Raw genomic sequence first — 26,702 nt, 5'->3', positions numbered from 1 at the left:
TAGCACGGCCACTCCTTGGATCCACCGGTTCACGAGAATTCCGCGGACGAGCGCGGCCCGGGCTGTGCGCAACCGCACGGCAACGCCCGGGAGGGACTCCAGGCTAGCGCTCCCGGGACGTGCCCGGAGACGAGGCGGCCGGGCCGTGCGCATCTCCGGCGGCGCCGCGGCGGCCGCCGGCCCGTACCGTTGGTAGCGGGCCGGACGGCATACGAGAGCACACGATCGGGGCGGGACGTATGGCGGTGCACGACGTCGGAGCGGCGAAGCGGCAGCCCGAGGTGGAACTGATGCGCGACGCCGACCGGCCCGATTCCTGGCTGCTGCTCGTCGACGGCACCCCGCAGTCGCACGTCGACCTGTCCGACCCCACCTATCTCGACTTCGAGTACGTGCAGCGGATCGGGCACGTGGTCGACCTCGCCGCCCCGCCCGGCGAACCGCTCCGGGTGCTGCACCTGGGCGCCGGCGCGCTGACACTGGCGCGCTACGTCGCCGCCACGCGCCCGGGTTCGCGCCAGCGGGCCGTCGACAACAACCCGCGGCTCATCGAACTGGTCCGCGAATCGCTGCCGTGGGGCCGGCGCACCGATCTGCGCGTCGCAGTGGGCGACGCCCGCGGGTGGCTGGCCGAGCGCCGCGGCGGCAGCGCCGACCTGGTCGTGTGCGACGTGTTCGCAGGTGCGCAGACCCCGGCGGCGCTCACCTCAACGGAGTTCTTTGCCGACGCCGCACGCGTACTCGACCCCGGCGGGGTGTGCGCGGTCAACGTGGGCGACGGGCGCCGGCTGCGGCACGTGCGCGCCCAAGCGGCGACACTCGCGGCGGTGTTCGCCCACACAGCGCTGATCGCCGCGCCCGGCGTGCTGCGCGGCCGCCGGTTCGGCAACTTCGTGGTGCTGGGTTCGCAGCGCCCGCTGCCGGCCGACGAGCTGACGCGTCGCGCCCACCGCGACCCCGACATGGCGCGGGTGCTGGCGGGCCAGGTGCTGGAACGGTTCGTCGCGGGTGCCGCCCCGGTCAGCGACGCCACCGCGACCGACTCCCCTGCGCCGCCCGACGACGTCTTCGCGCGCTGAGGCGGTGCCCGGCCGGGTGCTGCGCAACCCCCTCAGTCGGGCAGTTCGTGGTCCAGCAGGAACGAGAACTCCGGGGTCTGGCGGACGCCCACGCCGCCGCCGGGATCGGGCTGGGCGCTCATCCCGGTGACCCGCCCGCCGCGCCACCAGATGATCTGGTCGGTGACGGGGTCGCCGTCCCGGGCCAGGCTCTGGAAGGTCTGGTAGAGGAACGGGATCAGCGCGACCGAGCGTTTGCTGCGCAGCACCGCGTACAGCATGGTGTTCGGCGAGGGCAGCATGACCACAGCGCCGAAGGGCAGCGGTTCCCGCGCGATCTCGACCAGCCGCATCACGTGCGCCGAGCCCGGCCAGCCGATCCCGTGGACGACGTGCACGGGGGTGTCGGTGTTCGTCTCGAAGGTCCGCAGGTCGTAGGGCTCGTAGGCGAGGTTGTGCAGCGCCGCGAACCACAGGTCCTGCTTGCCGACCCCCCACGCCTGGCGGTGCCGGTGGTCCAGCACGGCCGCCTCATAGGTCTCCGGGTTGGTCCGGTAGCACAGCAGCGCGGTCAGCCGCGGGTTGATCGAGTAGGCGAGCTTGTCGGTGCCCAGGTCCGAGGGGTCGCCGGTGAGGACGATCCGCAGGTGGGGCTGTGCTGCGGCGTAGGGTTCGCTCAGCAGGCGGCTGTGCACGTCATGGACCGGCGGGGGCCCGCCGTGCGGTTGGTGGGGGGCGTTCATGGCGGGTTCGGTCGCTCCTGACTGACTGCGGCCGGCGCGGGTCAGGGCCCGGCGGGGGCTCCGGCCGGCGGGACCGGCATTGGCAGGAGTATCCCACCCGCGGGGGCCGTGTGACCCGAATCAACAACAAAGCTACAAAGCGGGACACTAACCTCGAAACTATGCGGCAACAGACACGACACTGCGCCACACCGCCACCCTGCGGTTGACCCGGGCGCCCCGCGCCGACCCGTCCGACCCGCAACCGCTGCCGGAGTGTGCAAGCCGTGCCCGAGCCCATTCCCCGCCGCCCTGACCGGTCCGCCGCCGACCGCGCCGCCCCGCCGGAACCGGCCGCGGCCGCGCCGCAGCAGGCCTCCGCGCCACCGCCCCGCTCCGCAACGCCCGCCGCAGGCGGTCCGGGGCGGTCCTCCTCCGGTACCCAGCGCGGCTTCGCGCTGCTGGTGGCCGCCGGGCTGCTGTGGGGCACCAGCGGACTGGCCGGCCACGGCCTGCAGGCGGCCGGGGTTTCCGTGGTGGCCGTGGGCTGCTACCGGCTACTGATCGCCGGTGTGGTGATCAGCGGCTACCTCGCGCTGTCCGGGCGCCTGCAGCGGTTGCCGCTCAGCCGGCGGCTGCTGGTTCGCCTGCTGGTCAACGGGCTGCTGCACGCGGTCTTCCAGGCCTGCTACTTCGCCTCGCTGACACTGATCCCGATCGGGCTGGCGACACTGGCCAAGATCGGCAGTGTGCCGGTCTTCGTTGCAGTGGGGATCTGCCTGCTGGCGCGGTGCCCTCCGACCGTGCGGCTGGCCGTCTCGGTCCTGCTGGCCGCGACGGGCATGGCCCTGCTCGTCGGTTTCCCCGCCACCGACGCGGGCCCGGCCGACCTGGCGCTGGGCCTTGCCTGCGCGCTCGGTGCCGGGCTGACGTTCTCGGTGATGACCCTGGTCAACCGGTCGCCGGTTCCCGGGCTGGACCCGCTGGCCAACGCCGGGCTGGGGCTGCTGGTCGGCGGTCTGCTGATGGTCCCGGCCGGGCTGGCCGCGGGCATGGCGGTACCGCTGACCCCTGCACCGCTGGCGACACTGCTGTACCTGGGGCTGGTGCCCACGGTGCTGGCCTATCTCGCCTACTTCGGCGGCGTGAGCACCGCTTCGGACGCCGGAGCGGCCGTGGGGACGCTCGCCGAGCCGCTGACCGCTGCGCTGCTGTCGATGGCGCTGCTCGGCGAGGAGATGACACCCGCCGGCGCGGTCGGCGCCGTCCTGCTGCTGGGGGCGATGGGCACCGACTACGCGGCCGCGGTGTGGCGCCGGCGCCGGAGCGGGCGGCCGCGCGACCGCCTGCGCGGCGCACCCGGCTGATGCCGGGGGAACCCCGCGGGCCCGCCGCGCAGTAGGGCGCGCCCCACCGGACCCGGCCTACTCCCCGGGGCGTAGCCGCGCCGACCGCGGAGCCTCCCAGCGGAGGAGGGGCGGCCGGGCCCGGACGCGTAACGTCGAAAGCGTGCTGTCCCGAATCAGACCCGCCCGCAGCGACACGATCACCGCGGCCGCCACCGCGGTGCTGATCATCTGCACGTCGGTAATGGCCCAGTCGTGGCCGGGTGCGCCCCCCGCAGGACGGCCGATGCTGCCGTGGGGCCTGGTCCTGCTGGCAGTGGCGGTGCTCCCGCTGGTCTGGCGCAGCCGATGGCCGGTCGCCGCAGCGGCGGTGGCCATCCTCGCCTCCACCGTCTACTACCCATTGGACTTTCCCGACGGCGGCGTGGGCCTGGCGGGGGTGGTCGCCCTCTTCTGCGCCGCCGCCGACGGCTACCGCTGGCAGGCCTGGAGCCTGGGCCTGGGCCAGTTCTTTGCGCTGCACCTGTGGGAGGCCGTTGCGCTGGGCGCGCCGCGGCTGGGCCCGGCCCTGGTGATGCTGGAGCTGTTGGCGGTCGTCCTGGTCAGCGCCGAGGTGGTGCGCCGGCGCCGGGAGTACCAGAACCTGGCGCGCGAGCGGGCCGACGAGGCGGTGCGCACCCGCGAGGAGGCCGTCCTGCGCCGGGCGTCGGAAGAGCGGGTGCGACTCGCCCGCGAAGTGCACGACGCCGTCGCGCACAACATCTCGCTCATCAACGTGCAGGCGGGCACCGCGCTCTACCTCATCGACACCGAGCCCGAACGCGCCGGCGAGGCGCTGGCCACCATCAAGCGGACGAGCAAGGACACGCTGCAGGAGCTGCGCGCGACCCTGAACGTGCTGCGCTCGGTCGACGAGCAGGCGCCGCGCTCGCCCGCGCCGGGGTTGGACCGCATCGAGGAGCTGGCCGCCGGCACCCGCGGCGTCGGGCTGGACGTCCGGGTGGTGCGCAGCGGCGGAGCGCAACCGGTATCGGCGAACACGGGCACCGCCGCCTACCGGATCGTGCAAGAGGCGCTGACCAATGCGGTCCGCCACTCCGGCGCCACCGCGGTCACGGTCGAACTGGAGCGCGCGGACGACTTCCTGCGGATCCTCGTCCGCGACAACGGCACCGCGGCGATCGGCGGTTTCACCCCCGGCAACGGCATCACCGGTATCCGCGAACGGGTCGCCGCCCTGGGCGGCGAGGTTGCGGCGGGGCCGTGCAGCGACGGAGGATTCGCGGTACGGGTCAGGCTGCCGGACCGCGCGCACCCCGACCGCACCGGCACCGCGGACGACGGTGCCGCAGACGACGGTGCCGGCGGTGCGGGTGCCGAGGCCGCGGGCGGCAGCGGCTCCGGCGCCGAACGCGAACCGCGCCGCCCGGCGCGAGAGGAGCCGCACAGGTGATCAGGGTGCTACTCGCCGACGACCAGGCCCTGGTCCGCGCCGGTTTCCGGGCCCTACTGGACAGCGCCGAGGACATCACCGTGGTCGCCGAGGCCGCCGACGGCCGCGAGGCGGTGCGCAAGGCCGCAGCCGAGCGCCCCGACGTGGTCCTGATGGACATCCGCATGCCCGTGGTCGACGGGCTGGCGGCCACCGAGCGCATCCTCGCCGATCCGGCGCTCGCTGCGGTGCGCATCGTCATCCTGACGACCTTCGACCTGGACGAGTACATCTTCGAGGCGCTGCGCATGGGTGCCAGCGGATTCCTGGTGAAGGACACCGAACCCGCGGACCTGCTGCAGGGCGTGCGGGTGGTGGCGCAGGGCGATGCGCTGCTGTCTCCGACGGTGACACGCCGGCTGATCGCCGACTATGCGAAACGCCCGCGGCGGCCCGAGCCGTCGGCGCAGCTGGACGAGCTGACCGACCGCGAACGCGAGGTGCTCGCTCTGGTGGGCGCCGGCCTGTCCAACGAGGAGATCGCCCAACGCCTCGTCGTCAGCCCCGCAACCGCCAAGACCCATGTCAGCAGGACAATGGTGAAACTCCGGGTACGCGACCGGGCCCAGCTGGTGGTCATCGCCTACGAGAGTTCCCTGGTGACACCCGGTTGGGTGGAATAGCCGGATCGCCACCGACCGCCCGGATCACTCGTCGCTCAGCCGGCGCAGCGGGGTGACCACCGGGCGTCCGAAGATCAGTTGAGTATGGCAGTGCGCCACTTGGGGCAGCACCAGCAGCCGGTCGATGATCAAGGACTGCAGGTGGCTGCTGTCGCGCACGGCGACGTGCACCAGGTAGTCCTGTGCGCCGCTGACGTTGTACAGCCCCGTTGTCTCGGGCAGCTGCCCGACCTGGGCGACAAAGTCCTCGGCGGCATCCCGCGAGTGCGGCCGCACCTGCACGGCGATGAACGCCTGTTCGGGGCGGCCCAGGCGCGTCGGATCGATGTGTGCGCGGATCGACGCGATGACACCGCTGTCCCGCAGTTTGCGGATCCGCTGCAGACAGGTGCTGGGTGCCACGCCCACCCGCGCTGCGATGTCCTTGTTCGGGATCGTCGCATCGGTTTGCAGGATGCCCAGGATCGCCCAGTCGATCGAATCCAGTTCGGCGTTTGGAGATTTGGAGCTTCTGGATTCCGTCATGCTCGCACGCTACCGAACCGGCTGACTACCTTTCCGGCAGTCGTCGAAGGTCGGGAGGCCGGTCATGGAGTGGTGGGCGTTCACGGTGGTGCTCTGGGTGGTGCTGGTCGTCCCCGGGCCCGATTTCGTGGTCATCGCACGGGCGGCAGTGGTGGGTACCGGCTGCGGAATCCGCGCAGCAGCCGGTGTGGTGGCAGGGCTGTGCCTGCACGGCGCCCTGGCGGTGGCCGGCCTGGCAGCGGTGCTGGCATCGTCGCCCGAGCTGATGGGGCCGCTGCGGGTCGTGGGCGGAGGGGTGCTCGTCTGGTTCGGGGTGGGCCTGCTGCGGTCCTCCTCCGCTGGTGGGGAGGGCGGCGCGGAGGCGGCCGGCGGGCGCGGCGGCTGGTTCCTGCAGGGGTTGGCGGTGAACGCGCTGAACCCCAAGGCGCTGTTGTTCTTCGCGGCGGTGCTGCCGCAGTTCGTCTCCGCGACCGGCCGCGCAGGCGCCGGCCCCGGGGTGGCGGTCCTGGGGGCGACCGTGGTGCTCTCGGCCGCAGCGTGGTGGACGCTGGTGGTGGCGGCGATCCGCACGGCCCGGATTCCCCGCGGCGGCACGGCCGAGGCCGTCGCCACGCGGGGCGGCGGCGCCGTGCTCGTCGCCTTCGGAGTGGTGCTGGCAGCTCAGGCCTGGTGACCGCCCGGCAGCACCCGCTGCGGCCGGACCCGCGCTCGGGGCGGCCCCGAGGCTCCTCAAGGGTTCCCCCTACTCCGGGGGCGGTATACGTGCGCGGAGCCGCGCGCCCGGTGGCGTAGTGGCGAAGCCTCCCGCCGGGCGATGCCGGAGGCGGGACCGCACGGCCATGCTCGGGACCGATTACACCCCGCAGACCCGTGAGGCGTTCCCGACATGTTCGAAGATCCGCTGCTGCTGGCGCGCATGCAGTTCGCGCTGACCGCGAGCGTCCACTACCTGTTCGTGGGCCTGACCCTTGGACTGGCGCCGTTCATCCTGGCCGGCCAGCTCAGCGCCACCCTGCGCCGCGACCCGGCCCGGATGCGGGCGGTGCGGTTCTGGGGCGGGCTCTACGTCGTCAACTACGCCATGGGCGTGCTGTCGGGTCTGGTGATGGAGCTGCAGCTCGCGCTGAACTGGAGCGGGCTGAGCGACGTGTTCGGCTACGCGTTCGGTGCGCCGCTGGCCATCGAGACGATGGGGGCGTTCTTTGTCGAATCGACGTTCCTCGGCCTGTGGATCTTCGGCTGGGACCGGATGAACCGCTGGGCGCACGCCGCCTGCTTCGCGGTCGTCACCGCCACCGCCTACCTGTCGGCCTACTGGGTACTGGTGGCCAACGGGTTCCTGCGCTATCCGGTGGGGCTGCGCATGGAGGACGGGGTGGCCCGCATCGACGACCCGGTGGCGCTGATGGCGAACCCGTCGACGCTGCTGGCGTTCGGGCACATCGCCACCAGCTCGCTGCTGCTGGGGTCGGCCGTGGTCATCGCGGTCAGCGCCTACCACCTGGCCCGGCGCAGCGATCCCGACAGCATGTTCGGCCGGGGCATCCGCCGGGCGACCGCCGTATTCGCGATCATGCTGATGCCCACGGCGGCCGTGGGCGGCGCGCAGTTCGCGCTCTACGACCGGGTTCCGCCGTCCAGCGGCCTCACCTACAGCGCGGACGAGATCGCCGCGATCGAGGAGCGGGCGGGCTCGGCGAACGCGTTCAGTGCGCTGGGCGACGTGCTGATGATGGGCTCCTGGTCACTGATGTTCCTGCTCGCCCCGGTGCTGCTGTTCGCGTGGGTCTTCCGCGGGCTGGCCCGGTGGCGGTGGCTGCTGTGGCCGCTGGTGCCGCTGCCGTTCCTGCCCTACGGCGCGAGCGTGGCGGGGTGGGTGCTGCGCGAGACACAGCGCCAGCCCTGGGCGGTGGAGGACCTGCTGACCACCGCCGACGCCATGACGGATATGGCACCGGGGATGGCCGCGGTCTCGTTCTCGCTGTTCACGGCCGCCTTCGCCGTCCTCGCCACGGTCACCTACCGGTTGCTGGTGCGCTACGCCCGGCTGGGCCCCGGGGGCGGGCCGCTGGCGCCGGCCCGCATAGGCGGAACCGGCGGCGGTGATGGCAGCGGCGGCGGCACTGGCGGCAGCGGCGGTGATTCCGGCGACGGCGGCGGAACCGGCGCGAGCCTGCCGGTGCACAGCTACTAGTCCGCTCGGCCCGCATTCCCCCTCTCGTCCCTCCCGCTCTTGTGAAGGAGCATTGCCGTGGACATCCTTGCCGTTCTTCTCCTCGCCGGACTGGTGGCGGGGTACCTGGTGCTCGCCGGATGCGACATCGGGCTGGGCATGCTGATGCCCTACATCGCCCGCACGGACGCCGAGCGGCGGCGGGCAGTGTCGAGCATGGCACCGTACTTCCTCGGCAGCGAGGTGTGGCTGGTCGGCGCGATCGGCGTGGCGGTCGGCCTGTTCCCCGCGCTGAAGTCCGCCGTGATCGCGGGCATGTGGCCGGCGTTCCTCGCCCTGCTTGCCGGGTGGCTGTTCCGGGACGCCGGGCTGTGGTTGCGGGCTCGCATGCGCGGCCGAGCGGGGCGGGCGGCGTGCGACGCCGGCATTGTGGGCGGCAGCTGGGTGCTGGCGGTGAGCTGGGGGCTGATCATCGCCGGCCTGCTGAACGACGGCCGGCTGGTCAGTCCGCTCGCGGCGGCCTGCGCGCTGGCCGCCGCGTGCATGTTCGCGCTGCGCGGCGCTGCTTTCGGCGCCGAGCGGCTGGTTCCGGCGGGCACGGATGTGGCAGTGGCGGCCGAGCAGGGCCCTGCGGCGTCGGACGGCGCAACGTCCGGCGCAGTGGGCGCCGACCGGGTCGCCTCCCGCGGTACCGGCGGCCCCGCACCGGAACCGGCGCCGGCGCCCGCACCCGCACCGGCCGGCGCCGCGGCTGCAGCAGGGGCGGCGGCGGTGCCGGAGGCGCCGAGCCGGACCAATCCGGCCGAGACCGCCGATGTCGCCGCGCAGACCATCCGCCCCCTGGCCCGGGCTGCGCTGGCCGCGGCCGTGCTGGCGGTCGGTGTGTCGCTGCTGCCGGGCGGCGCGGTGCTGGAGCGCCCGGTGGCCGCCGCCGGTGCGGCGCTGGTCCTGGTCGCCACACTCGCCGCGACGTCCGGACTGTCGGGGCCGAGCCTGTCGCGGCACACGTCGGCGCTGGCGCTGGCGTCAATCCCGCTGCTGATCGCGGCGGCGGTGAGCCTACCGGTGGCCCCGGTTCCGGATGGCACCGCCGTGCTGTTCTGGTCGGCCTTAGCACCCGCCGTCCCGTTCATCGTCCTCGGCCAGTTCTGGCTGTACACGTTGCTGCGGCGGCCGGCGCCGGAGTCGGGCTTCTTCGCCTGACCCGGCTGACCTGGGCGGCGATTTGCGGCGGGCGGGACCGTCCGGCGTCCGCTCGGCGAGCCCGCTCCGGCCCGGTGGACGGGCGGGCTGCGGGCGGGCTCGCCGAGCGGATTGGTGATCTCGCGGAACGGGCACCGCAGCACACGCAGTGGTATGCCGCCATCTGCCGGCATCCGCCCACCTGCACCGAGGAGGCCCCATGCCCGAGTCCGCACCCAAACCACCTGCCCCCGGCGGCTGCAACTGCGGTTCCAACTGCGGCTGCGGCTGCCAGAGCGGCGGCCCGTGCAACTGCGGCGGAAGCTGCGGCTGACCCCGTACCGCCGGCTTCCGGTTCCGGTCCGATCCCGGTCGGCGGGAGCGCTGCCCTGCCGGCCGGCCGACTCGCTCCCCCGCGAGAACGCGCTGCGAACGGCCGCCCGATCACCCGCCGCGGTGAAAGCGGCGCGTCCGGCGGGCAATCCGCGCGGCACCTTGCCACAATTTGCGGCCAGGGAACACAGCACGTGATCGCGGTGTCCAGCCCGTGTTCTCGGCGCCGCGCGGGAAGGGGTGCAATGTCGATCTCGGACATATTCGCGTCAGCGGCCGGCCGGCTCGACGACCACGAGCGGCTGCGCCTCCACGTCGAGGACGTCCGCGAGCGCGCCGCCGCGGCGGTGCCGTGGGGCCCCGACACCGTGGGGATCCCGCCGCACGCCGGCGAGAACGCGCTCCTGCGGATAAACGACGTCGCGTTCTACGCCAACGCCCGCCAGGAGGTCATGTCCTTCGCCGATTTCTGCCTGGCGCTGCTCGACTCCCACCGCCCGCGCGAAGCCGGCGTGCTCTCCAGCGGCAGTGCGCAAGGGCCGCAGAGATGCCACTGCTGCATGCTGCTGTGGCCGTGCCCGACCGTCCGGGATATGGCGCGGCTGCTGGATCGGCACCCGTAACGCGCCCGGCACCTGCGCGGCGGGGGCCGGTATCCTCTCCGGCAGGCCAGGCCCGCCGGAGAGGGGGCCGGCCCCGGTATCGCCCTTGCGCTCCCATGCCCGGCTCCCGGCGGGCTGTGCCGCCTCCGCTGCCTTCGCCGCCGCCCCGACTTTCCGAACCGAGGAGACCGCCGTCGACAAGGTGCCCTCCGCCCCCGCGGATGACCCGGTGTCCGTATACCCCGTCGCTGGGACCGGTGGCACGTGAGCGCCCACTTCGGCGTGGTCGCGGCCGTGCGCGAGCGGCTGCGGGCGCTCGCCGATCCCGCCAAGGCCGAGCCCATGCGCGCCTACATGAAATCCGAACTGCCCTTCCACGGCGTCCAGGCGGCGCAGCGGCGGCGCGCGTTGCGGGAGGTCTTCGCCGCAAACCCCATCGAGGACCTGCCCACTTGGCAGGCCACGGTGCGCGCGCTGTGGGAGGTGGCCTCCCACCGGGAGGAGCGCTACGCGGCGATCCAGCTGACGGGCGACCCGCTCTACCGCGCCTACCAGGTGCCCGAGACCCTGGAGCTGTACCGGGAACTGGTGGCGGCCGGGGCGTGGTGGGACTACGTCGACGAGATCGCCGCGCGCCGTGTGGGGCCGCTGCTGCTGGACTGGCGCGATTCGGTCCGCCCTGCGGTGCGCTCCTGGTCGACCGGCAACGACATGTGGCTGCGGCGCACCGCGGTCCTGTGCCAAATCCTCGCCAAGGAGCGCACCGATACCCGGCTGCTCACCGATGTGATCGAGCCGAACCTCTCCCACCAGGGGTTTTTCGTCCGCAAGGCGATCGGGTGGGCGTTGCGCAGCCACGCCGCGACCGACCCGGCGTGGGTGCACGCGTTCGTCGCCGAACACGGTGCCGCGCTCGCGCCCCTGTCGCGGCGCGAGGCGCTCAAGCACATCGGGCCGCCGCCGGATGCGGTGGTCGAGCGCAGCCGGCGCGGCGGTGCGCACGGCGGCTGACTCCGGCCGTCAGCTCTGCGGGGGCGGCGCGCCCGCATCCAGCCGGTACTGCACGGCGGCCCGGTCGGCCAGCAGCGGCCGGATGATCCCCAGTACCGACTGGTGCTCGGGGTGGTCCCGGTAGACGGCGAAGGCGTGCTCGTCGGCAACGTCGGCGACCACCGCGAAGTCGAAGGTGTCGGCGCTGATGCCCAGGTCGGAACCGAAGGCGTAGCCCTCCAGCTCGGGAATGGCGGCGGGCAGCTGCGCCAGCCGCTGCTCGATCTCGGCGATCTTGGCGGGCGTGGCGTCGTCGGACCAGCGGAACAGGGCGATATGCCGGAGAGTCATGGGGGCGAAGTTACCAGGCCGCCTCTTGCCGGCCGCCGCCCCACCGCCGGGGCCGGTCCGAACGGAATCCGGGGAGCCGCGGGCCGTTTCAGCGGTGGAATCGGCGTGGAGCCGGCGCTGGACCCGGCCGCCGCGCGGCGGTGCCGTCGGGCACGGAACCGGCCCCAGGGGCGGGGGACAGCTCCTGGGGCCGGTCAAGGGGGGTGGACCGCGGCGCACGGCCCTGCGACTGTGCGGGTCAGAACCGCGCGTGGGGCACCGCGTCGTTGACGACGGTAACGGGGATTCGGTCACGCTCCTGGACTATTCAGGTAACCGGAACATCTCGATTGGCAGCCCGCCGGCCGGAAGCGCAATCGGATGACCTGCTGCAATAAACCGAACATAAAGTACACACGCCCCATTGGACCCACTAGTCACAGGTCCGGCGCAGGGGTAGGCGGGGGCGGGTGGCGCGCCAACCCTAGGGAAATGCCCAAAAATCAAAGCTGAGACCGGCATTTCTGCATGATCATCAACGGGAAACCGACATAACGGGCGCACTGCCACCCTGCAACCCGACATAACGGGCACCGCGCGCCCCTCCGGGCCGACCGCCGCCCTTGGTGCCGCTTTTTAGTGCAAGCCACCCGCCGCCCGGCAGGTCACAAGGCCGCACAGTGGACCCGGGCCGCCACTTCCAGGCATGCCGAGCCGCCCGCCCACCCGGGCCGGGCGTGCCGCGCGACGCCCGGCGCCGCGCCTCGGCCGCGGCGCCGCGTGTCCGGTCCGGCTGGGGCCGGAACCTGCGCCGGCGCCGCGGCCGGGGCGTATCGGGCCGTTCAGCCGACTCGGACGGCTTTCAGGTAAGCCTCGTCGGAGTCGGCGTCCACGATGTCGGTGATCCGCCACGTCTGGCCGCCGACGGAGAATGTGTCGCCGGCCCGGACATCGATCATGCCCCGGCCGTTCCACTCCTCCGGGCCGCCGATCTTGGCCGCCGGGGATCCGTTCTCGTCGAGCCAGAAGCGGCCCCCGCCGACAGGACCGCCGGCGAAGCGGTCGTTTCGGCCGTAGGTGATCCTCTCTTCCGCGCCGATCTCGTGCTCCACGTCCGACCGTCTCCCGTCTGCGAAAGTTCCGGCTTTTCGCCCATACCGCAGGACGGGCATGCCCTGAGGTTGGGCTTCGCCCTTGGATGTACCGAACTTTACCGTCCACGTCATGCAATTGCATGCGAGCCACAAGACTCGGCGGGATCCCTCCGGAGCCACACCCCGCCACCACTGCGCGCCGCCGCGCCCTACCGTCCCCGCGCTGCAGCCGTCCCCGCGCCCGCGCCCCTGCTCCGCGGCCTCACCGCCCGAGGTCGACCACCGCCGCCGCGGTACCGCCGCCCGAGGGCCCCTGGTGGACCGCCGCCACCGACACGAACACCGCGGGATCGCCGGTTGCGGCGGCCGCGACACCGCCGACTGTGGCCTTGATCTGACGGTGCCAGTGCACATCGGAGTCGTCCAGCATGATGTTGCGCCGCCCGCGTACGCGCCCCGAAGGGTCGGCTTCGCACTTGAGGAACACGTTGACCAGGCGGTCATCGAGGTCGGCGGCGCGGGGGCGCTCGGGCAGGTCCAGCCCTGCCGAGCGGATCGCCGCCCAGATGCCGTCGGCGTCCAGCGCGTCGGCCATCACCCCGTGCCCGGCCCGGAACCTGCCGCCCACGCCGCGCGCGTTGCCGACCACCACGATCTGGGCGCGGTCCAGTTCCACCCCCGAGGAGCACGAGGCCACCGACGAGTACAGCCCCAGGTCGGCGTGGATCTGCTCGGCGGCCGGCTCCTCGATCTCACCCAGCGCGGTGGCGACGCCCAGCGCGGTCGTGGAGTTGGAGATGTCCATCGACTTCAGCGTGTCCTCGGTGACGACGCCGCGGCCCCGCGCCTTGGCGGCGTTGATCGTGTCCAACACCAGTAGCGGTGTCTTGGTCTGCACGTAGTGGACGTCGGCCGCCTCGGTGATGCCCGCATCGCCCATCGCCGCCCGCACACCCGCGGCGACCTTGCGCACCATGGCCGGGCGCCCGATGTCCTCCGGCAGGATCTCCTCGCTCATGGCGATGCCCACGACCAGCCGCGGTTCGCCGACGGGTGCGTAGCGCCCCTCTGGTGCGCGGGCGAAGACGGTGGCGTGCGGCGACAGCACACCGTCGGTTCCGCCCGACCACACCAGCGGGACGCGCCGCACCTCGTCCGCGCCGCGTGCGCCTTTTGCGAGCAGGACGTCGCGGAAGGCGCGGTCGGCGAGGATCCGGGTGTAGTCGTTGACACCCCCGTTGCCTTCGGTCTTGCCGACCACGGCCAGCACATCGTCGGCGCCGAACACGCCGCCGTCGATCAGCCGGGCCAGCCCGGACGCGTCCGTGACGCTCTCGATCGCCACCTTGTGCACCTCGACGGGTGTGGGCATCTGGGCCACCTCTCCTTCTCGGGTCGTGCCATCGGGTGTCCGGGTCCGGGCCGTGCCGCGGCGGCGGATCCGCGCCGGGCGGGCCGGCCCGCCACCGCCCCGTTCGGCCGCGCCGCCCCTGTCATGGTTCGACGACCGTACCCGCGCGCCCCGCCAATCCGGCCGCGACACCGTCGAGGCCGGTGATGGCCGCGCGCCGGCCGCCCGCCTCGACGAAACCCACCGCCGCCTCGACCTTGGGCCCCATGCTCCCTTCGGCAAAGCACCCGCGGTAGAGGTGGCCGCGCAGCTCGGCGGCCGTGATCCGACCGATGGGCCGCTGCTCGCCGGTGCCGTAACCCAGCACTGCGGCGGGCACGTCGGTAGCGATCAGCAGCCGGTCGGCCGCCACCGCCCTGGCCAACAGCGCGGCCGTGCGGTCCTTGTCCAGCACCGCCTCGACACCGTGCACCGCGCCGCCGCTGCCGCGCACCACCGGCACTCCCCCGCCGCCCGCGGCCACCGGCACCACACCCGCTTCGAGCAGGGCGAGCACAGCGGGGATGTCCAGGATCTCCACCGGCAGGGGCGAGGGCACCACCCGGCGCCATCCGCGCTCGCCGAAGCCGGCCCAGGTCTGGCCCAGGGCGGAGAAGCGCGCCGCCTCGTGCTCGGGCAGGTAGCGGCCGACGGGTTTGGCCGGCCGCTCGAAGGCCGGGTCGGCGGCATCGACCAGGGTCCGGGTGACCACGGTGCTGACGGGGCGCGGGTGCCCGCGCCGGGCCAGCGCGGCCTCCAGCGCGTCGGCGATGGTGAACCCGATGGTGGCCTGGGTCTGTGCGCCGCACCAGTCCAGCGGCACCGGCGGGACCACACCGGCGGCGAGCTCGTTCTTCACCAGCAGGTTGCCGACCTGCGGGCCGTTTCCGTGGGTGAGCACGACCTCGGTGCCGGCGGCGGCCAGGTCGGCGACGTGCTCCATCGCCGCGGCCAGGGCGCTGCGCTGGTCGTCGGGGTGTGCACTGCCGTCGGGGGCGGTCATGGCGTTGCCGCCCAGGGCGATCACGGCTCGCGGGGCGCTCACCGGTAATCGACCTCCGCGCCGGCCGCGCCCCCTGCCAGGAGCGCGTATCCGGGTCCGCGGTCGAAGAAGGGCGGGTCGGCGGGCCGTGCACTGCGCAGCTCGGCGCGCAGCCGCTCGGCGGCGGCCGGATCGGCGGTGGGCGCGTCGCCGGGGCCCTCAACGCAGACGCCGTAGTCGTTGCGGGCGGCCCGCCGGGACACCTTCCCGCAGCGCACGTCGGCGAGCACCGCCGCGATATCGCGCTCCAGCGGGTCTCCCCAGCCTCCGCCGCCGGTGGTGCGGATGCGGATGACCTCGCCCGCCCGCACGGGCTCGGCCGCCACCAGCCCGCCGAGGTGGCGCTCGGCGGGGCCGCCCGGGTCGATCGCCACCGCGAAGGGCGCCCCGGCGCGGCCGCCGTTGACACCCCAGCAGGACAGGATAGAGCGGTCGGCGATCGACATGAACGACGCGTCGCGCAGCATCCGGATGTGCTTTTCGTAGCCCAGGCCGCCGCGGAACCGGCCGGCGCCGCCGGAGTCCGCGGCCAGGCCGAGCCGTTCGACGATGAAGGGGAACCGCGACTCGGTGAACTCGGTGGGCAGGTTGCGGGAGTCCGGCACGACGTGGATGGTGTCCTCGCCGTCGGCGTAGTACCGCCCGCCGGAGCCGCCGCCCAGCACCTCGCGCATCAGGTAGGGGGCGCCGTCGGCGCCGGTGCCGAACACGCCGGTGTAGCGGATGGTCTCCTGGTCGGCGGGCATGTTGCCGTCGACCGCTTTGGCCAGCACACCTGCGAGCACGCCCAGCAGCCGCAGGATGACGAAGGTCCGGGCGTTGGTGGGCGCCGGAAAGACCGGTGTGAGCAGGGTGCCCTTCTCGGGGAAGCGCATCTCGATCAGCGGGACGACGCCTTCGTTGACGTCGAGCTGGGCCATCCGTTCGGGGGTATCGGCGAGGTTACGCAGGATGGGCGCCAGCCACTTCTTCAGGAAGTTGCCGTCGGCGCGGTCGCCGCAGTGGTTGATGGGGCCCTTGGCCTGCGGCGAGGTGCCGGCGAAGTCGATGATCAGCCGGTCGGGCACCTTGGTGAGGGTGATGCGCTGGCGGTGCAGCCGCGGCTCGTCGACGCCGTCGTGCTCGGCGTAGTCCTCCCACACGTAGGTGCCGTCGGGGATCTTGGCGAGGACCTCGCGCCGGTAGGTCTCGGTGGTGGCCGCCAGCACGGCGTCGAAGCACCGTTCGACGGCGGTGCGGCCGTAGCGGTCGAACAGCTCGGCGAGCCGGCGCGCGCCCATCAGGCAGGCCGAGCATTCGGCGTCGAGGTCGGCGGCCAGGGAGTCGGGGGTGCGGGAGTTGCGCACCATGATGCGCAGGGCCGCGCGGTTGGGCTCGCCCTGGTCCCGCAGTTTGATGGGCGGCACCATCAGGCCTTCCTCGAACACCGAGGTGGCGGCCGGCGGCATGGATCCTGGGCAGGCGCCGCCGATGTCGTCGTGGTGGCCGAACGCCTGCACGAACGCCACCACCTGCGCCCCTGCGCCGTCGTCGCAGAAGACGGGCACGGTCACGCACAGGTCGGGCAGGTGGCCGATACCGCCTTCGGACTCGTAGACGTCGTTGTGGAAGAACACGTCGCCGGGCCGCATGGTCTCCAGCGGGAAGTCGCGCGCCACGGGGTGCACCAGGGCGGAGTAGGAGCGGCCGGTGAGCTTGCGCAGGCGCCGGTCGTGGATGCCGGCGCGGAAGTCGTGGGCGTCGCGGATCATCGGCGAGCGGGAGGTGCGTGCGATCGCGGTCTCGACCTCCTTTTCCACCGATGCCAGGGTGCCTTCGACGATCTCGGCGAGCACGGGGTCGGCGGGGGGCTCGGTGCTGTCGGGTCCGGTCACTCCGGGGCCTCCGTTCCTGCGGGTGCCGAATCGGCGGTGACGGCGATCCCGCCGGTGGGGTCCACGCGGGCGGTGAAGCCGGGGTGCAGCGGCAGGGTGGCGCCGAACTCCTCGATCACGGCGGGCCCGGTGACCGCCTGCCCGGGTGCGAGGGCGCCGCGCCGGTAGAGCGGGGTGTGCGGGTACAGGTGGCCGTCGAAGCGGACGCCGCGCACGCCGGTGCGCGCGTCGCGGGCGGCGGCGCCCGTGCCGGGCGCGGGCAGGGGGCGGGGTTCGGGCCGGCGGATGCGCCCGGTTCCGGTCACCCGCAGGTTGACCCACTCGACCTGCTGGCGGGGGTCGTGGCGCAGGTCGTAGCCGTAGAGGTCGCGGTGGGCGGCGTGGAAGGCCGCGGCGACGGCGTCGGCCGCCGCGGTGTCGGCGACGGCGCCGGGCACCGGAACCCGGACCTCGTAGGCTTGGCCGAAGTAGCGCAGATCTGCGCTGCGTTCCAGGCGCACGCCGCCGACCCCGCCGGGGCCGCCCTCGCCGGCGAACCCCTCGGCGCGCAGGGCGGCCGCGGCCGCATCGGCGAGTTCGGCGAACACGGCCTCGGTGCGTTCGGGGTCGAGTTCGCTGTGGCGGGCGACCCGGGTGCGGACGTAGTCGTTGCGCACGTCCACGCTGAGCAGCCCGAACGCCGAGACGTTGGCGGGGTCGGGCGGCACGAACCCGCCCGCGAGGCCGAGGATGTCGATCAGCGGGCACAGCAGCAGCGCCCCGGAGCCGCCGAAGGCCGCCAGGTGGAAGTCGCGGACGTCCAGGCCGCGCTGCACGGTGATTTGGCGCAGCGCGTTGGCCTGGTTCCACGCCGAGATGCGCAGGATGCCTTCGGCCGCAGCAGCGGTGTCCAGGCCCAGCCTCGCGCCGAGTTCGGCCAGCCCGGCCTGCGCGGCGGCGGTGTCCAGCGGCATCGCGCCGCCGAGCAGGTACGGCGGGATCCGGCCGAGCAGCGCGTGGGCGTCGGTGACGGTGGGTTGGCTCCCGCCGGTGCCGTAGCACATCGGGCCGGGGTCGGCGCCGGCCGAGGCGGGGCCGACCTTGAGTGTGCCCTCCGGGGCGATCCGGGCGATGGAGCCGCCGCCGGCGCCGACGGTGACGACGTCGATCATCGGGATTTTGGCCGGGAATCCGCCGATGGAACCTTCGGTGGTCAGCCCGGGTTCGCCGCCGAGTACCACCGACACGTCTGTGGAGGTACCGCCGCCGTCCAGGGTCAGCACGCGGTCGTGGCCGGCGCGCCCGGCCAGCAGCGCCGCGCCCAGCGCACCGGCGGCCGGGCCCGACATCACGGTGCTGACGGGCTGGTGGACGACCTCGGCGGCGGAGAGCACACCGCCGTTGGACTTCATGACGTGGAACGGCGGGCCGGCGCCGAGACCGGGAAGGCCGGGCTGCTCGGGCTGCTCGGGCCGCCCGGTTTCCGCCAGGCGCGCGGCGATGCCGCCGATGTAGCGGGTGACGCCCGGCTTGACCGCGGCGTCGACCAGGGTGGTCATGGCACGTTCGTACTCGCGGTACTCGCGCAGCACGTCGGAGCTGATGGAAACGGTCGCGCCGGGGTGCTCGGCGCGCAGGATCTCGCGGAGCCGCCGCTCGTGGCCGGGGTCGGCGTAGGAGTGCAGCAGGCAGACGCCGATGGTGTCGATCCCGCGGTCGCGGAACCAGCGGGCGGCGCGGGCGGCCTGCTCTTCGTCGAGCGGCCGGAGTTCGGCGCCGGTGTGGTCGAGGCGGCCGCCGACCGTGCGCACGAGGTGCGCGGGGGCGATCCGCGCGGGCTTCACCCAGAAGTAGGAGTTGCCGTAGCCGTCGGGCACGGCCTGGCGGGCGATTTCCAGGAGGGACTCGTAGCCCTCGGTGGTGATGAACCCGAGCCCGCCGGCCTTGCCTTCCAGCAGCAGGTTCGTGGCCACGGTCGTGCCGTGGGACAGCGCGCCGATGCGGGTGCCGGGCCCGAGCAGGTCCAGGGCTGCGGCGAGGGCGCCCATGAAGGCCGCGGCAGGATCGGCGGGGGTGGAGGGGAGTTTGGTGGCCAGCAGCGCGCCGGTGTCCTCGTCGAGCGCGGCGACGTCGGTGAAGGTGCCGCCGGTGTCGATACCGATCCGGACGTTGCGCTGCTCTGCCATTCACCCGCCCCCGCGTGCCGGCCGAAGACTCGCCGCGGCGGCCGCCCCCGCGGGGCGCGGTGCCGCACTAGGGATTCAACTGGCCGCGCGGGTGCGGTTAATCGGCAAAAACTGCCAACAATCGGGGTGGTTCATTGGTTCCTGGGCGGTACTAATGCCCAGGGGCCGACGATCATGCGGAAATGCCCGTCTCAGCGGCAGGGCTGCGGCATTTCCGCATGACCATCGGTGTATCGGGACGCTAGGACGCCGCCTCGCGCGAGCGGTTCAGGTTGCCCTTGAACTTGCCGACCACGGTTTCCAGCGCCGAGGAGAACGGGTGGTCGTGGACCATGTAGGTCCAGGTCATCGTGGGCCGCTTGACCCCGATGCCGGCCACGTCGATGTTGCCGTCCTTATCGGGTTCGGCGTCGGTGAACGTTTCGGCGGCGCGGGCGCGGGCTCCGTCGAGGAAGCCCTTGAACGCGGGCACGGCGTCGCTGTTGAACTCGTCCAGCGGGTCGCGGCGGCCCAGGAAGCGCAGGTGGATGCCTTCGCGCAGCTCGGCCAGGAACGCGTTGTGGTCGGTCCAGCCGCGGTCGAGGTGGTAGAGCGTGATCAGCCGTGCCGCCCGCGCGGTTTCGTCGGCGCCCGCGTCTTCGACGAGGTCGGCGTGGTGCTCGGGGCAGTCGTGCTTGAGCTGGCGGTCGCCGAGGTCGTCGGTCAGCACCGCCTCGCGGTGTTCGAGTACGACACTGCGCTGCACGTCGATCAGCTTGTTGTAGCGCCAGGTGTTGCGGTGGACCTCAAGCAGCTGGCCTTCGGAGACCCGCTGGGCGTGGTCGACCATGCGCAGCCAACTGGTGTCGGTGATCGCACCGTCGCCTTCGGCCTCGTAGCCGCGGGTTTCGGGGGCGTTGTTGGCCACCAGGTCGTCTTCGACCGAGACGAAGTAGACCGAGGCTCCGGGGTCGCCCTGGCGGCCCGCGCGCCCGCGCAGCTGGTCGTCGAGCCTGCTGCTGGGGTAGCGGCCGTAGCCCATGACGTAGAGGCCGCCCTTTTCGACCACCCGGTCGCGGTCGGCCATGTCGCTGCCGCCCAGCCGGATGTCGGTGCCGCGCCCCGCCATCTGGGTGGAGACGGTGATGGCGCCGTACGTGCCGGCCTCGGCGATGATGGAGGCCTCGTCGGCGTCGTTCTTGGCGTTGAGGACGACGCACTCCAGCCCGTCCTCTGCCAGCCGCTTGGCGAGCAGTTCGGACTCGGCGACGTCCTGGGTGCCGATGAGGATGGGCCGGCCGGTGGCGTGGACCTCGGCGATCTCCTCGGCGAGGGCGTCCTCTTTTTCCTCGCGCGTGGCGTAGAGGCGGGTGCCTTCGTCCTCGCGGACACAGGGCTTGTTCGGCGGAACGACGGCGACTTCGAGCTCGTAGAACTCGCGCAGCTGTTCGGCGACCGCCATGGCGGTACCGGTCATGCCGCAGCGCGTGGGGTAGCGCAGCACCAGCGACTGCACGGTGATGGAGTCGAGGACCTCGCCGGTGTCGGAGACGGCGACCTTCTCCTTGGCCTCGACCGCGGCCTGCAGGCCATCGGGCCAGCGCTGCAGCAGCGCGATGCGGCCGCGGGACTCGTTGATCAGCCGGACCTCGCCGTCGCGCACGACGTAGTGCACGTCGCGCTGCAGCAGCACGTGGGCGTGCAGGGCCAGGTTCACCCGCGGCAGCACCGAGGTGTCGTCCTCGTCGTAGAGGTCGGTGCCGCCGAGCTCGTGTTCGACCTTGTCGATGCCTGCGTCGGTGAGCTGGACGTTGCGGCCTTCGGGATCGATCTCGTAGTCGGTGTCGGGGGTGAGCTTGCGGACGAGCTCGGCCATCTCGGCGTCGGCGTCGCTGGTTTCGGCGGCACCCGCCAGGACCAGCGGCACCCGGGCCTCGTCGACCAGGACGGAGTCGGCCTCGTCGATCAGCGCGATGGCGGGTTCGGGCACGACCCGGTCGTCGAGGTCGGTGACCATGCGGTCGCGCAGCACGTCGAAGCCGAGTTCGCTGACCGAGGCATAGGTGACGTCGGCGGAGTAGGCCGCGCGGCGCTCGTCGCGCGTGGATTCCTCGCCGATCCAGGACACGGCGACGCCGAGCATGTCGTAGAGGGGCGCCATCCATTCGGCGTCGCGGCGGGCCAGGTAGTCGTTGACGCTGAGCACGTGCACGCGCTGCCCGCGCAGTGCGAACCCGGCCGCCGCCAGGACGCCGGCGAGGGTCTTGCCCTCGCCGGTGGCCATCTCGGCGATGTGGCCGTCGAGCAGCGCCATGACCCCGAGCAGCTGCACGTCGTAGGGGCGTTCGTCGAGTGTGCGGCGCGCGGCCTCGCGGCCTACGGCGCACAGTTCGATCAGGTCGCGCCGCTCGTAGGGCAGATCGGCGTTGCCGAGGTCGGTGGCCTTCTCGGTCAGCTCGGCATCGCTGAGTTCGCGCAGATCGGCCTCGCGGGCCTCGATGGATTCCAGAAGCTTGGTATAGGGCCGCAAGTCCACCGCGCCGGGCTTGCCCAGCACCCGGCGGACGCTTTCAGCCATTCGTCCGAACACCACGCAAGGGTAACGCCGCGAAAGCCCTGTGCGTTCCATCCGGCGGGGCCGGATATGTGTGCCCGCGCTACGCCGCGGCCGTGTGCGGCCCTGTGCCGGGAAGACGCGGCCGGGCGGCGGCGCGGACCGGCTCGGCTCCGGATGGCAACCCGGCCGGCCCGGCGCCGGCCCCGAAGCGGGCCGGCCGCAGCCGGGCGGCCGGGAAACACTCAGCGCACGAGCTCGCCGCGCCGACCGGCACGCTGGGCGGCTTCGACGGCCATGGCGTGGCGCACGAGGGTGGCGAGGACTTCGACGACCGAGTTCCGGTCGCGGGCGTCGCAGCGGACGATGGGGACATCGGGGCCGAGGTCCAGTGCGTCGCGCAGTTCCTCGGTCGTGTAACCGGGTTCGCCCTCAAAGGAGTTCAGCGCAATGAGGAACGGCAGCCGGCACTGCTTCTCGAAGTAGTCCAGCGCCTGGAAGGAGTCCTCCAGGCGTCTGGTGTCGGCGAGGATGACGGCGCCCAGCGCGCCCGCCACGATGTCGTCCCACATGAACCAGAACCGCTGCTGGCCGGGGGTGCCGAACAGGTACAGCACCAGGTCGGTCTCCAGCGAGATGCGGCCGAAGTCCATGGCGACGGTGGTGGTCTTCTTGTCGGGGGTGTGGGACAGGTCGTCGATGCCGGCGCTGGCGGCGGTGACGGCGGCCTCGGTGCGGACCGGCGGGATCTCCGAGACCGCATCCACGAAGGTCGTCTTACCGACGCCGAACCCGCCGGCGACGACGATCTTCGTTGAGAGTTGCGGTGCTTCGCTCACGTTGCTCGACTCCCTCACGACGCTTGGCCAAAGCGGGGCATTTCGTCGCACTCGATGCCGGACAATGCGAAAACCCCTGCGGCTACGGAAGATGCGGGTCCTGGCAGCGGCTCACGGACACCACGGAGTGAACCTAGCACCGCGCGAAGCGGTCCGGTGACCGCATGACAAAGGAAGGAGGTCACGAGAGAGCGACAGTGGCCCGCAAGAAGTCCGTAATCCCCATATAACCGACAGTTTGGCAAACGCGTAGCTCGTGCGTAGACCGTGCGTAGGCACGTACAGGACGCCGCATGCCCGAACCTACCCGCGGATGCGCGGCATCCGGGCAGGGTGACGTACGCAATGCCCGCTGTGCGGGCGATTCAGCGCGCGCGGCGCCCCGCCCAGGCGCCCGCGAGCACACCCGCCAGCGCCGCCGCGGCGCCGAACACCGCGCCGCGCATGAACGTCCGCACGCACGCACCGCCCGCAGCGGCGGCAGCGGGGGCGGCGGGGGCGCCCGTGCCCGGTAGCGGTGCCGGTGCGGCGCCGGACACCGCTGCGGCGCCCTGCTCCCCCGGTACCGCCGCTTCCCCGAGCGCCGCCTCGACCGCTCCGGCCTCGGAACGTCCGGAGACCTCCGCGTCGATACGCCCCAGGAACTCCCCGGCCATCTTCTTGGCGACACCGGTCAGCATCCGCTGGCCCACCCCGCCGACCATGCCGCCCACGACCGCATCGGCGTCGTAGGACAGCTCGGTGCGGCCGTCTCCCAGGTCGGCCAGGCGCACCCCGATCTCGGCGGTGACCGTGCCGGGGGCGCCCGCACCCCGCGCGTGCATGGTCAGCGACTCGGCGGGGCGCAGGTCGCAGAGCCGCACATCGCCCTCGAAGGTCCCCTTGATCGAACCGACCCCCGCGCTGACCGTGCCGCGGTACTCGTTGGGGCCGGTCTGCTCCAACCGCTCGCAACCGGGGATGGCCCGGGCGAGGCAGCCGGGGTCGAGCATCCGCTCCCACACCCGCTCCGCGGGCGCCTGAAGTGTTGCGCTGCCGGTGATCCTCAACGGTGCTCCCTCGCGGTCGCGGCGGTCTCGGCGGACGGGTCGGACGGGTCGGCCGCCGCGGCACCGGCGGACCGGGCCTGCGCCGGCGCGGGCCGCGGGGGCACCGCGGGGACATCGCCGGCCGCGTGGCGGCGGCGCAGCTCGAACAGCTCGGCCGGCGAGATCGGCATCCGGTCCACCCGGAAACCCTCGGCGTCCTCGACCGCCGCCGCCAGCACGGCCGATGCGGGGATCACCCCCGCCTCGCCGGCGCCCTTGACCCCCAGCGGGTTGAGCGGGCTGGGCGTCTGCATGTGCGCGATCTCGATCGCGGGGACCTCGCTGGCATAGGGCATCAGGAAGTCCATCAGCGAGGCGTTGAGCAGCTGCCCGTCGGAGTCGTAGGCCATGCGCTCGTACAGTGCGCCGGCCACGCCCTGGGCGACGCCGCCGTGCACCTGGCCCTCGACAATGCGCGGGTTGACGAGGTTGCCGCAGTCGTGCACGACGCAGTAGCGCAGAATGCGGATCTCGGCGGTATCGGGGTCGGTCTCGACGATCGCGGCGTGCGCCCCGTTGGCGAAGGTGCAGCGCAGCGGCGAGTGGTAGTCGGTGCTCTCCAGCCCGGGCGCCTCGCCCTCGGCCACCGGCGGCCGGTCGTGGCCGGCGGCGGCGCCGAACTGGGTCGCGGCGGCCGAGGCGGCGTCGAAGGCGTAGCGCAGCGGGTTGGCCAGCACCGCGGCCGTGCCCAGCTCGACGCCGTGGGCGGGGCTGCCCTTGACCTGGATGCGCCCCTGGCGGCACTCCAGGTCGCCGGGGTCGGCCTCCAGCGCATCGGCGGCGATGCGCAGCGCCTTCTCCCGGACCCGGCGGGCCGCCAGCGCGACCGCGCTGCCGCTGGTGACCGCGCCGCGCGAGGCGAAGGTGCCCACCGAGTAACCCATGCGCCGGGTGTCGCCGGTGGTCACCTCGACGTCGGCGAGCGGGATGTCCAGCTCGTCGGCGACGATCTGGGCGAGCACCGTGCCGTGCCCCTGGCCCTGACTGGTCAGCCCGGTGGCCACCCGCACCTTGCCGCTGGTCTCGACCTGCACGTGGCCGCCCTCGTAGGGGCCGGGGCCCGTGCCCTCGACATAGCAGGCAACGCCGATGCCCACGCGCCGCCCCTCGCGGCGGGCCCGTTCGCGCAGGCCGGCGAAACCGGGCCAGTCGACCAGGTCGCCGATCATCTCCAGCATCCGCGGGTAGTCGCCGGAGTCGTAGATCAGCGGTCGGCCGTCCTGGAACAGCAGGCCCTGGTCGTAGGGCATCTCGGCGGGTGTGATGACGTTGGCCGCGCGCACCTGCAGCCGGTCCAGGCCCAGGTGGTCGGCGATGGCGTCCATGGTGCGCTCCATCGCGAAGACGCCTTGCGGGCGGCCGGCACCGCGGTAGGGGGTGACGATGGCGGTGGTGGTGTACAGGCTGCGGAACTCCACCCGGTAGGCGCCGGGTTTGTAGGGCCCCAGCAGCTGGGTGGAGGTCACGATCGGCACGATGACGCCGTAGGGCAGGTAGGCGCCGTTGTCGTGCAGGATGTCGGTGTCGAGCCCGAGCAGCCGCCCGCTGTCGTCGAAGCCGACGCGAACCCGCTGGCGCTGGGCGCGTTCGTGGGCGGCGGCGACAAAGTGTTCGCGGCGGTCCTCGACCCACTTGACCTCGCGGCCCAGCCGGCGCGCGGCCCAGGGCACCATGACCTCCTCGGGCCAGGGGTGCACGATCTTCACGCCGAATCCGCCGCCGACATCGGGCACCACCACCTCGACCTGGCCCAGCGCCAGCTCCAGTTTGGCGGCCACAGCGGCGCGCACTCCGGTTGCGGTCTGGGTGGAGCTGTAGACGCGCAGCCGGCCGCCGTCGGTACCGGTGGCGCTGGTGTCCGGCTCCCAGCGCGCGTAGACCCCGCGCCCCTCCAGCGGGGTGGCGGCGGAGCGCTCGATGTCCAATTCGAGTTCCAGGGTGTTGGGGGCGGCCGCGATGGCGGCGGGGGCATCGCCCACCTCTTGGACGAGGCTGGCGGCGACGTTGTCGGCCATGCCCTCGTGCACGGTCCGCTCGGCGGCGACGGCGGCGTCGATGCCGACCACGGCCGCGCCCACCTCGTAGTCCACCCGGATGCGGGCCGCGGCGTCCTCTGCGGCGTAGCGGTCGGCGGCCACCACCATGGCGACCGGCTCGCCGACGTGGTGCACGTGCTCGCGGGCCAGCGCATAGGGGGTGCGTCCGTCGATGATGGCGGGGTGGGGTATCAGCAGCGGCAGCGGCTCGGCCATCGCGCCGGCCAGATCCTCGTGGGTGTAGATCGCGATGATCCCGTCGACGTCCACGGCATCGGCGGCGTCGATACCGCGGATGCGGGCACGGGCGTGCGGACTGCGTACGAATGCGGCCGCGCAGGCGCCGCCGCCCAGATCGTCCAGGAAGGCGCCGCGGCCGGCCACTAGGCGGGCGTCTTCGCTGCGCTGGACGGGCGCTCCGAACATGCGGGTGTTCACGGGCGGCCTCCGCTGCTCGGGCCGGCACCGGGCGGTGGCGGTGCGGGTGCGCCGGAGGTGCCGGTCGGCGTGTCGTCCTCAGCGGGGCGGCGCGCGCCGGGCACGCCGGGCGCTGCGCCGGATGCGCTGTGTTCGCTGTGCTCGCCGAGCGCGTCGGACCCGTCGGCCTTGCGGGCTTGCTCGCGGGCGATCTCCGCGGTGCGCAGCACGGCGGCGACGATGTTCTGGTAGCCGGTGCAGCGGCACAGGTTGCCGGTGACCGCCTCGCGGGCGTCGTCCTCGGTGGGGTCGGGATGGTCGCGCACGTAGGCCGCGACAAGGGTGAGAAACCCCGGGGTGCAGAACCCGCACTGCAGCGCGTGGCACTCGGTGAAGGCCCGCTGGACCGGGTGCGGGGCGCCGCTGGGCCCGGCCAGCCCTTCGGCGGTGGTGATGTCGGTGTACTCGGCGGCGCTGACCGCCAGCATCAGACAGGACCGCACCGGCTGGGAATCGGCCAGTACGGTGCAGGCGCCGCAGACCCCCTGCTCGCAACCGACATGGGTGCCGGTGAGGCCCAGGTCGTGGCGCAGGCAGTCCGAGAGCAGGCGGCGTACGGGCACCCGGACGGTGTGCCGTATCCCGTTGACGCGCAGCCGGACGCGGTGCAGCTCTCCGCTGCCGGTGCCGTGCCCGCTGTCCGGGCCGGTGCTGTGCTCGGTCATGTGCTCGCTCCGCTGAAGGTGTCGGGGGCGGCGGGCCGCGCGGCCGGCGCGGCCGCCGCGGGTGCTGCGGCCGCCGCGTCGGTGTCCTTGCCCGCTGCGTCCTTACCTGCGGCGTCCTTGGTG

Annotated in this window: 22 protein-coding genes; 9 read left to right on the top strand and 13 right to left on the bottom strand. The window is 73.1% G+C overall.

The genetic code is table 11. The features are described 5' to 3' along the window. The first annotated feature begins 239 nt into the window (after window positions 1-239). The gene (locus ACYVD5_RS11925) at window positions 240-1,079 is read left to right on the top strand and encodes a spermidine synthase (protein ID WP_461001056.1); all 840 of its coding nucleotides are present in this window, start codon (window positions 240-242) and stop codon (window positions 1,077-1,079) included. A 32-nt stretch (window positions 1,080-1,111) separates the two neighbouring features. On the opposite strand, the gene ACYVD5_RS11920 is transcribed toward ACYVD5_RS11925, so the two are convergent. Further along, window positions 1,112-1,801: a hypothetical protein gene (locus ACYVD5_RS11920; RefSeq protein WP_461001055.1), complete on the bottom strand. Its 690-nt coding sequence runs from the start codon at window positions 1,799-1,801 to the stop codon at window positions 1,112-1,114. A 266-nt stretch (window positions 1,802-2,067) separates the two neighbouring features. On the opposite strand from ACYVD5_RS11920, the gene ACYVD5_RS11915 reads away from it, so the two are divergent. The 3 genes from ACYVD5_RS11915 (at window position 2,068) to ACYVD5_RS11905 (ending at window position 5,241) form a co-directional block, all read left to right on the top strand. Further along, complete coding sequence (locus ACYVD5_RS11915; RefSeq protein ID WP_461001054.1) at window positions 2,068-3,147, top strand: DMT family transporter; 1,080 nt, start codon at window positions 2,068-2,070, stop codon at window positions 3,145-3,147. 142 nt (window positions 3,148-3,289) lie between these two features. Beyond that, entirely contained in the window at window positions 3,290-4,579 is a 1,290-nt protein-coding gene (locus ACYVD5_RS11910) for a sensor histidine kinase (RefSeq protein WP_461001053.1), read from the top strand. Further along, window positions 4,576-5,241, top strand: coding sequence for a response regulator (locus ACYVD5_RS11905; protein WP_461001052.1), 666 nt, complete (start codon window positions 4,576-4,578; stop codon window positions 5,239-5,241). Before ACYVD5_RS11910 ends, ACYVD5_RS11905 begins: the two co-directional genes overlap by 4 nt. A 24-nt stretch (window positions 5,242-5,265) precedes the next feature. On the opposite strand, the gene ACYVD5_RS11900 is transcribed toward ACYVD5_RS11905, so the two are convergent. Beyond that, on the bottom strand, window positions 5,266-5,766 hold the full coding sequence (locus ACYVD5_RS11900) for an Lrp/AsnC family transcriptional regulator (RefSeq protein ID WP_461001051.1): 501 nt from the start codon (window positions 5,764-5,766) through the stop codon (window positions 5,266-5,268). Between the two features lie 64 nt (window positions 5,767-5,830). Here ACYVD5_RS11900 and ACYVD5_RS11895 point away from each other — a divergent pair, with 64 nt between their 5' ends. The 5 genes from ACYVD5_RS11895 (at window position 5,831) to ACYVD5_RS11875 (ending at window position 11,067) form a co-directional block, all read left to right on the top strand. Then, on the top strand, window positions 5,831-6,439 hold the full coding sequence (locus ACYVD5_RS11895; protein WP_461001050.1) for a LysE family translocator: 609 nt from the start codon (window positions 5,831-5,833) through the stop codon (window positions 6,437-6,439). A 213-nt stretch (window positions 6,440-6,652) separates the two neighbouring features. Next, window positions 6,653-7,960: a cytochrome ubiquinol oxidase subunit I gene (locus ACYVD5_RS11890; protein ID WP_461001049.1), complete on the top strand. Its 1,308-nt coding sequence runs from the start codon at window positions 6,653-6,655 to the stop codon at window positions 7,958-7,960. A gap of 57 nt (window positions 7,961-8,017) precedes the next feature. After that, the gene (locus tag ACYVD5_RS11885; RefSeq protein WP_461001048.1) at window positions 8,018-9,142 is read left to right on the top strand and encodes a cytochrome d ubiquinol oxidase subunit II; all 1,125 of its coding nucleotides are present in this window, start codon (window positions 8,018-8,020) and stop codon (window positions 9,140-9,142) included. Window positions 9,143-9,699: 557 nt separating this feature from the next. Next, window positions 9,700-10,077: a hypothetical protein gene (locus ACYVD5_RS11880; RefSeq protein ID WP_461001047.1), complete on the top strand. Its 378-nt coding sequence runs from the start codon at window positions 9,700-9,702 to the stop codon at window positions 10,075-10,077. Between the two features lie 243 nt (window positions 10,078-10,320). Next, window positions 10,321-11,067, top strand: coding sequence for a DNA alkylation repair protein (locus tag ACYVD5_RS11875; protein WP_461001046.1), 747 nt, complete (start codon window positions 10,321-10,323; stop codon window positions 11,065-11,067). Window positions 11,068-11,076: 9 nt separating this feature from the next. On the opposite strand, the gene ACYVD5_RS11870 is transcribed toward ACYVD5_RS11875, so the two are convergent. The 11 genes from ACYVD5_RS11870 to ACYVD5_RS11820 form a co-directional block, all read right to left on the bottom strand. Next, on the bottom strand, window positions 11,077-11,397 hold the full coding sequence (locus ACYVD5_RS11870) for a Dabb family protein (protein ID WP_461001045.1): 321 nt from the start codon (window positions 11,395-11,397) through the stop codon (window positions 11,077-11,079). Between the two features lie 821 nt (window positions 11,398-12,218). Next, on the bottom strand, window positions 12,219-12,488 hold the full coding sequence (locus ACYVD5_RS11865) for a DUF6406 domain-containing protein (protein WP_461001044.1): 270 nt from the start codon (window positions 12,486-12,488) through the stop codon (window positions 12,219-12,221). 244 nt (window positions 12,489-12,732) lie between these two features. Continuing rightward, window positions 12,733-13,842 (bottom strand): barbiturase, encoded by a 1,110-nt coding sequence (gene bar / locus ACYVD5_RS11860; protein ID WP_461001043.1) that lies wholly within the window; start codon window positions 13,840-13,842, stop codon window positions 12,733-12,735. 121 nt (window positions 13,843-13,963) lie between these two features. After that, window positions 13,964-14,905, bottom strand: coding sequence for a carbamate kinase (locus ACYVD5_RS11855; protein WP_461001042.1), 942 nt, complete (start codon window positions 14,903-14,905; stop codon window positions 13,964-13,966). After that, window positions 14,902-16,776, bottom strand: a complete 1,875-nt coding sequence (locus ACYVD5_RS11850; RefSeq protein ID WP_461001041.1) for a hydantoinase B/oxoprolinase family protein — start codon at window positions 16,774-16,776, stop codon at window positions 14,902-14,904. The genes ACYVD5_RS11855 and ACYVD5_RS11850 overlap by 4 nt, the downstream gene beginning before the upstream one ends. Then, window positions 16,773-18,941 carry a hydantoinase/oxoprolinase family protein gene (locus ACYVD5_RS11845; RefSeq protein ID WP_461001040.1) on the bottom strand — a complete coding sequence of 723 codons (2,169 nt, stop codon included), beginning with the start codon at window positions 18,939-18,941 and terminating at the stop codon, window positions 16,773-16,775. The genes ACYVD5_RS11850 and ACYVD5_RS11845 overlap by 4 nt, the downstream gene beginning before the upstream one ends. A gap of 241 nt (window positions 18,942-19,182) precedes the next feature. Beyond that, window positions 19,183-21,498 (bottom strand): accessory Sec system translocase SecA2, encoded by a 2,316-nt coding sequence (gene secA2 / locus ACYVD5_RS11840; protein WP_461001039.1) that lies wholly within the window; start codon window positions 21,496-21,498, stop codon window positions 19,183-19,185. Window positions 21,499-21,719: 221 nt separating this feature from the next. Continuing rightward, entirely contained in the window at window positions 21,720-22,313 is a 594-nt protein-coding gene (locus ACYVD5_RS11835; RefSeq protein WP_461001038.1) for a GTP-binding protein, read from the bottom strand. A gap of 365 nt (window positions 22,314-22,678) precedes the next feature. Then, the gene (locus ACYVD5_RS11830; protein WP_461001037.1) at window positions 22,679-23,362 is read right to left on the bottom strand and encodes an SRPBCC family protein; all 684 of its coding nucleotides are present in this window, start codon (window positions 23,360-23,362) and stop codon (window positions 22,679-22,681) included. Further along, window positions 23,359-25,875 carry an aerobic carbon-monoxide dehydrogenase large subunit gene (gene cutA / locus ACYVD5_RS11825; protein ID WP_461001036.1) on the bottom strand — a complete coding sequence of 839 codons (2,517 nt, stop codon included), beginning with the start codon at window positions 25,873-25,875 and terminating at the stop codon, window positions 23,359-23,361. Before cutA ends, ACYVD5_RS11830 begins: the two co-directional genes overlap by 4 nt. Further along, window positions 25,872-26,579 (bottom strand): (2Fe-2S)-binding protein, encoded by a 708-nt coding sequence (locus ACYVD5_RS11820; protein WP_461001035.1) that lies wholly within the window; start codon window positions 26,577-26,579, stop codon window positions 25,872-25,874. Before ACYVD5_RS11820 ends, cutA begins: the two co-directional genes overlap by 4 nt. Window positions 26,580-26,702: the final 123 nt, after the last annotated feature.

This window comes from Streptomonospora sediminis, assembly GCF_054778995.1.
Note: the sequence above shows the minus strand (reverse complement) of the source record. Positions and strands in the feature narration are given on the sequence as shown.

What these genes read in the sequence shown, in the direction of transcription:
- ACYVD5_RS11925 (WP_461001056.1), top strand. Translation starts at nt 240, where the DNA reads ATGGCGGTGCACGACGTCGGAGCGGCGAAGCGGCAGCCCGAGGTGGAA.
- ACYVD5_RS11920 (WP_461001055.1), bottom strand. Translation starts at nt 1,801, where the DNA reads ATGAACGCCCCCCACCAACCGCACGGCGGGCCCCCGCCGGTCCATGAC.
- ACYVD5_RS11900 (WP_461001051.1), bottom strand. Translation starts at nt 5,766, where the DNA reads ATGACGGAATCCAGAAGCTCCAAATCTCCAAACGCCGAACTGGATTCG.
- ACYVD5_RS11895 (WP_461001050.1), top strand. Translation starts at nt 5,831, where the DNA reads ATGGAGTGGTGGGCGTTCACGGTGGTGCTCTGGGTGGTGCTGGTCGTC.
- ACYVD5_RS11890 (WP_461001049.1), top strand. Translation starts at nt 6,653, where the DNA reads ATGTTCGAAGATCCGCTGCTGCTGGCGCGCATGCAGTTCGCGCTGACC.
- ACYVD5_RS11880 (WP_461001047.1), top strand. Translation starts at nt 9,700, where the DNA reads ATGTCGATCTCGGACATATTCGCGTCAGCGGCCGGCCGGCTCGACGAC.
- ACYVD5_RS11870 (WP_461001045.1), bottom strand. Translation starts at nt 11,397, where the DNA reads ATGACTCTCCGGCATATCGCCCTGTTCCGCTGGTCCGACGACGCCACG.
- bar (WP_461001043.1), bottom strand. Translation starts at nt 13,842, where the DNA reads ATGCCCACACCCGTCGAGGTGCACAAGGTGGCGATCGAGAGCGTCACG.
- ACYVD5_RS11845 (WP_461001040.1), bottom strand. Translation starts at nt 18,941, where the DNA reads ATGGCAGAGCAGCGCAACGTCCGGATCGGTATCGACACCGGCGGCACC.
- secA2 (WP_461001039.1), bottom strand. Translation starts at nt 21,498, where the DNA reads ATGGCTGAAAGCGTCCGCCGGGTGCTGGGCAAGCCCGGCGCGGTGGAC.
- ACYVD5_RS11820 (WP_461001035.1), bottom strand. Translation starts at nt 26,579, where the DNA reads ATGACCGAGCACAGCACCGGCCCGGACAGCGGGCACGGCACCGGCAGC.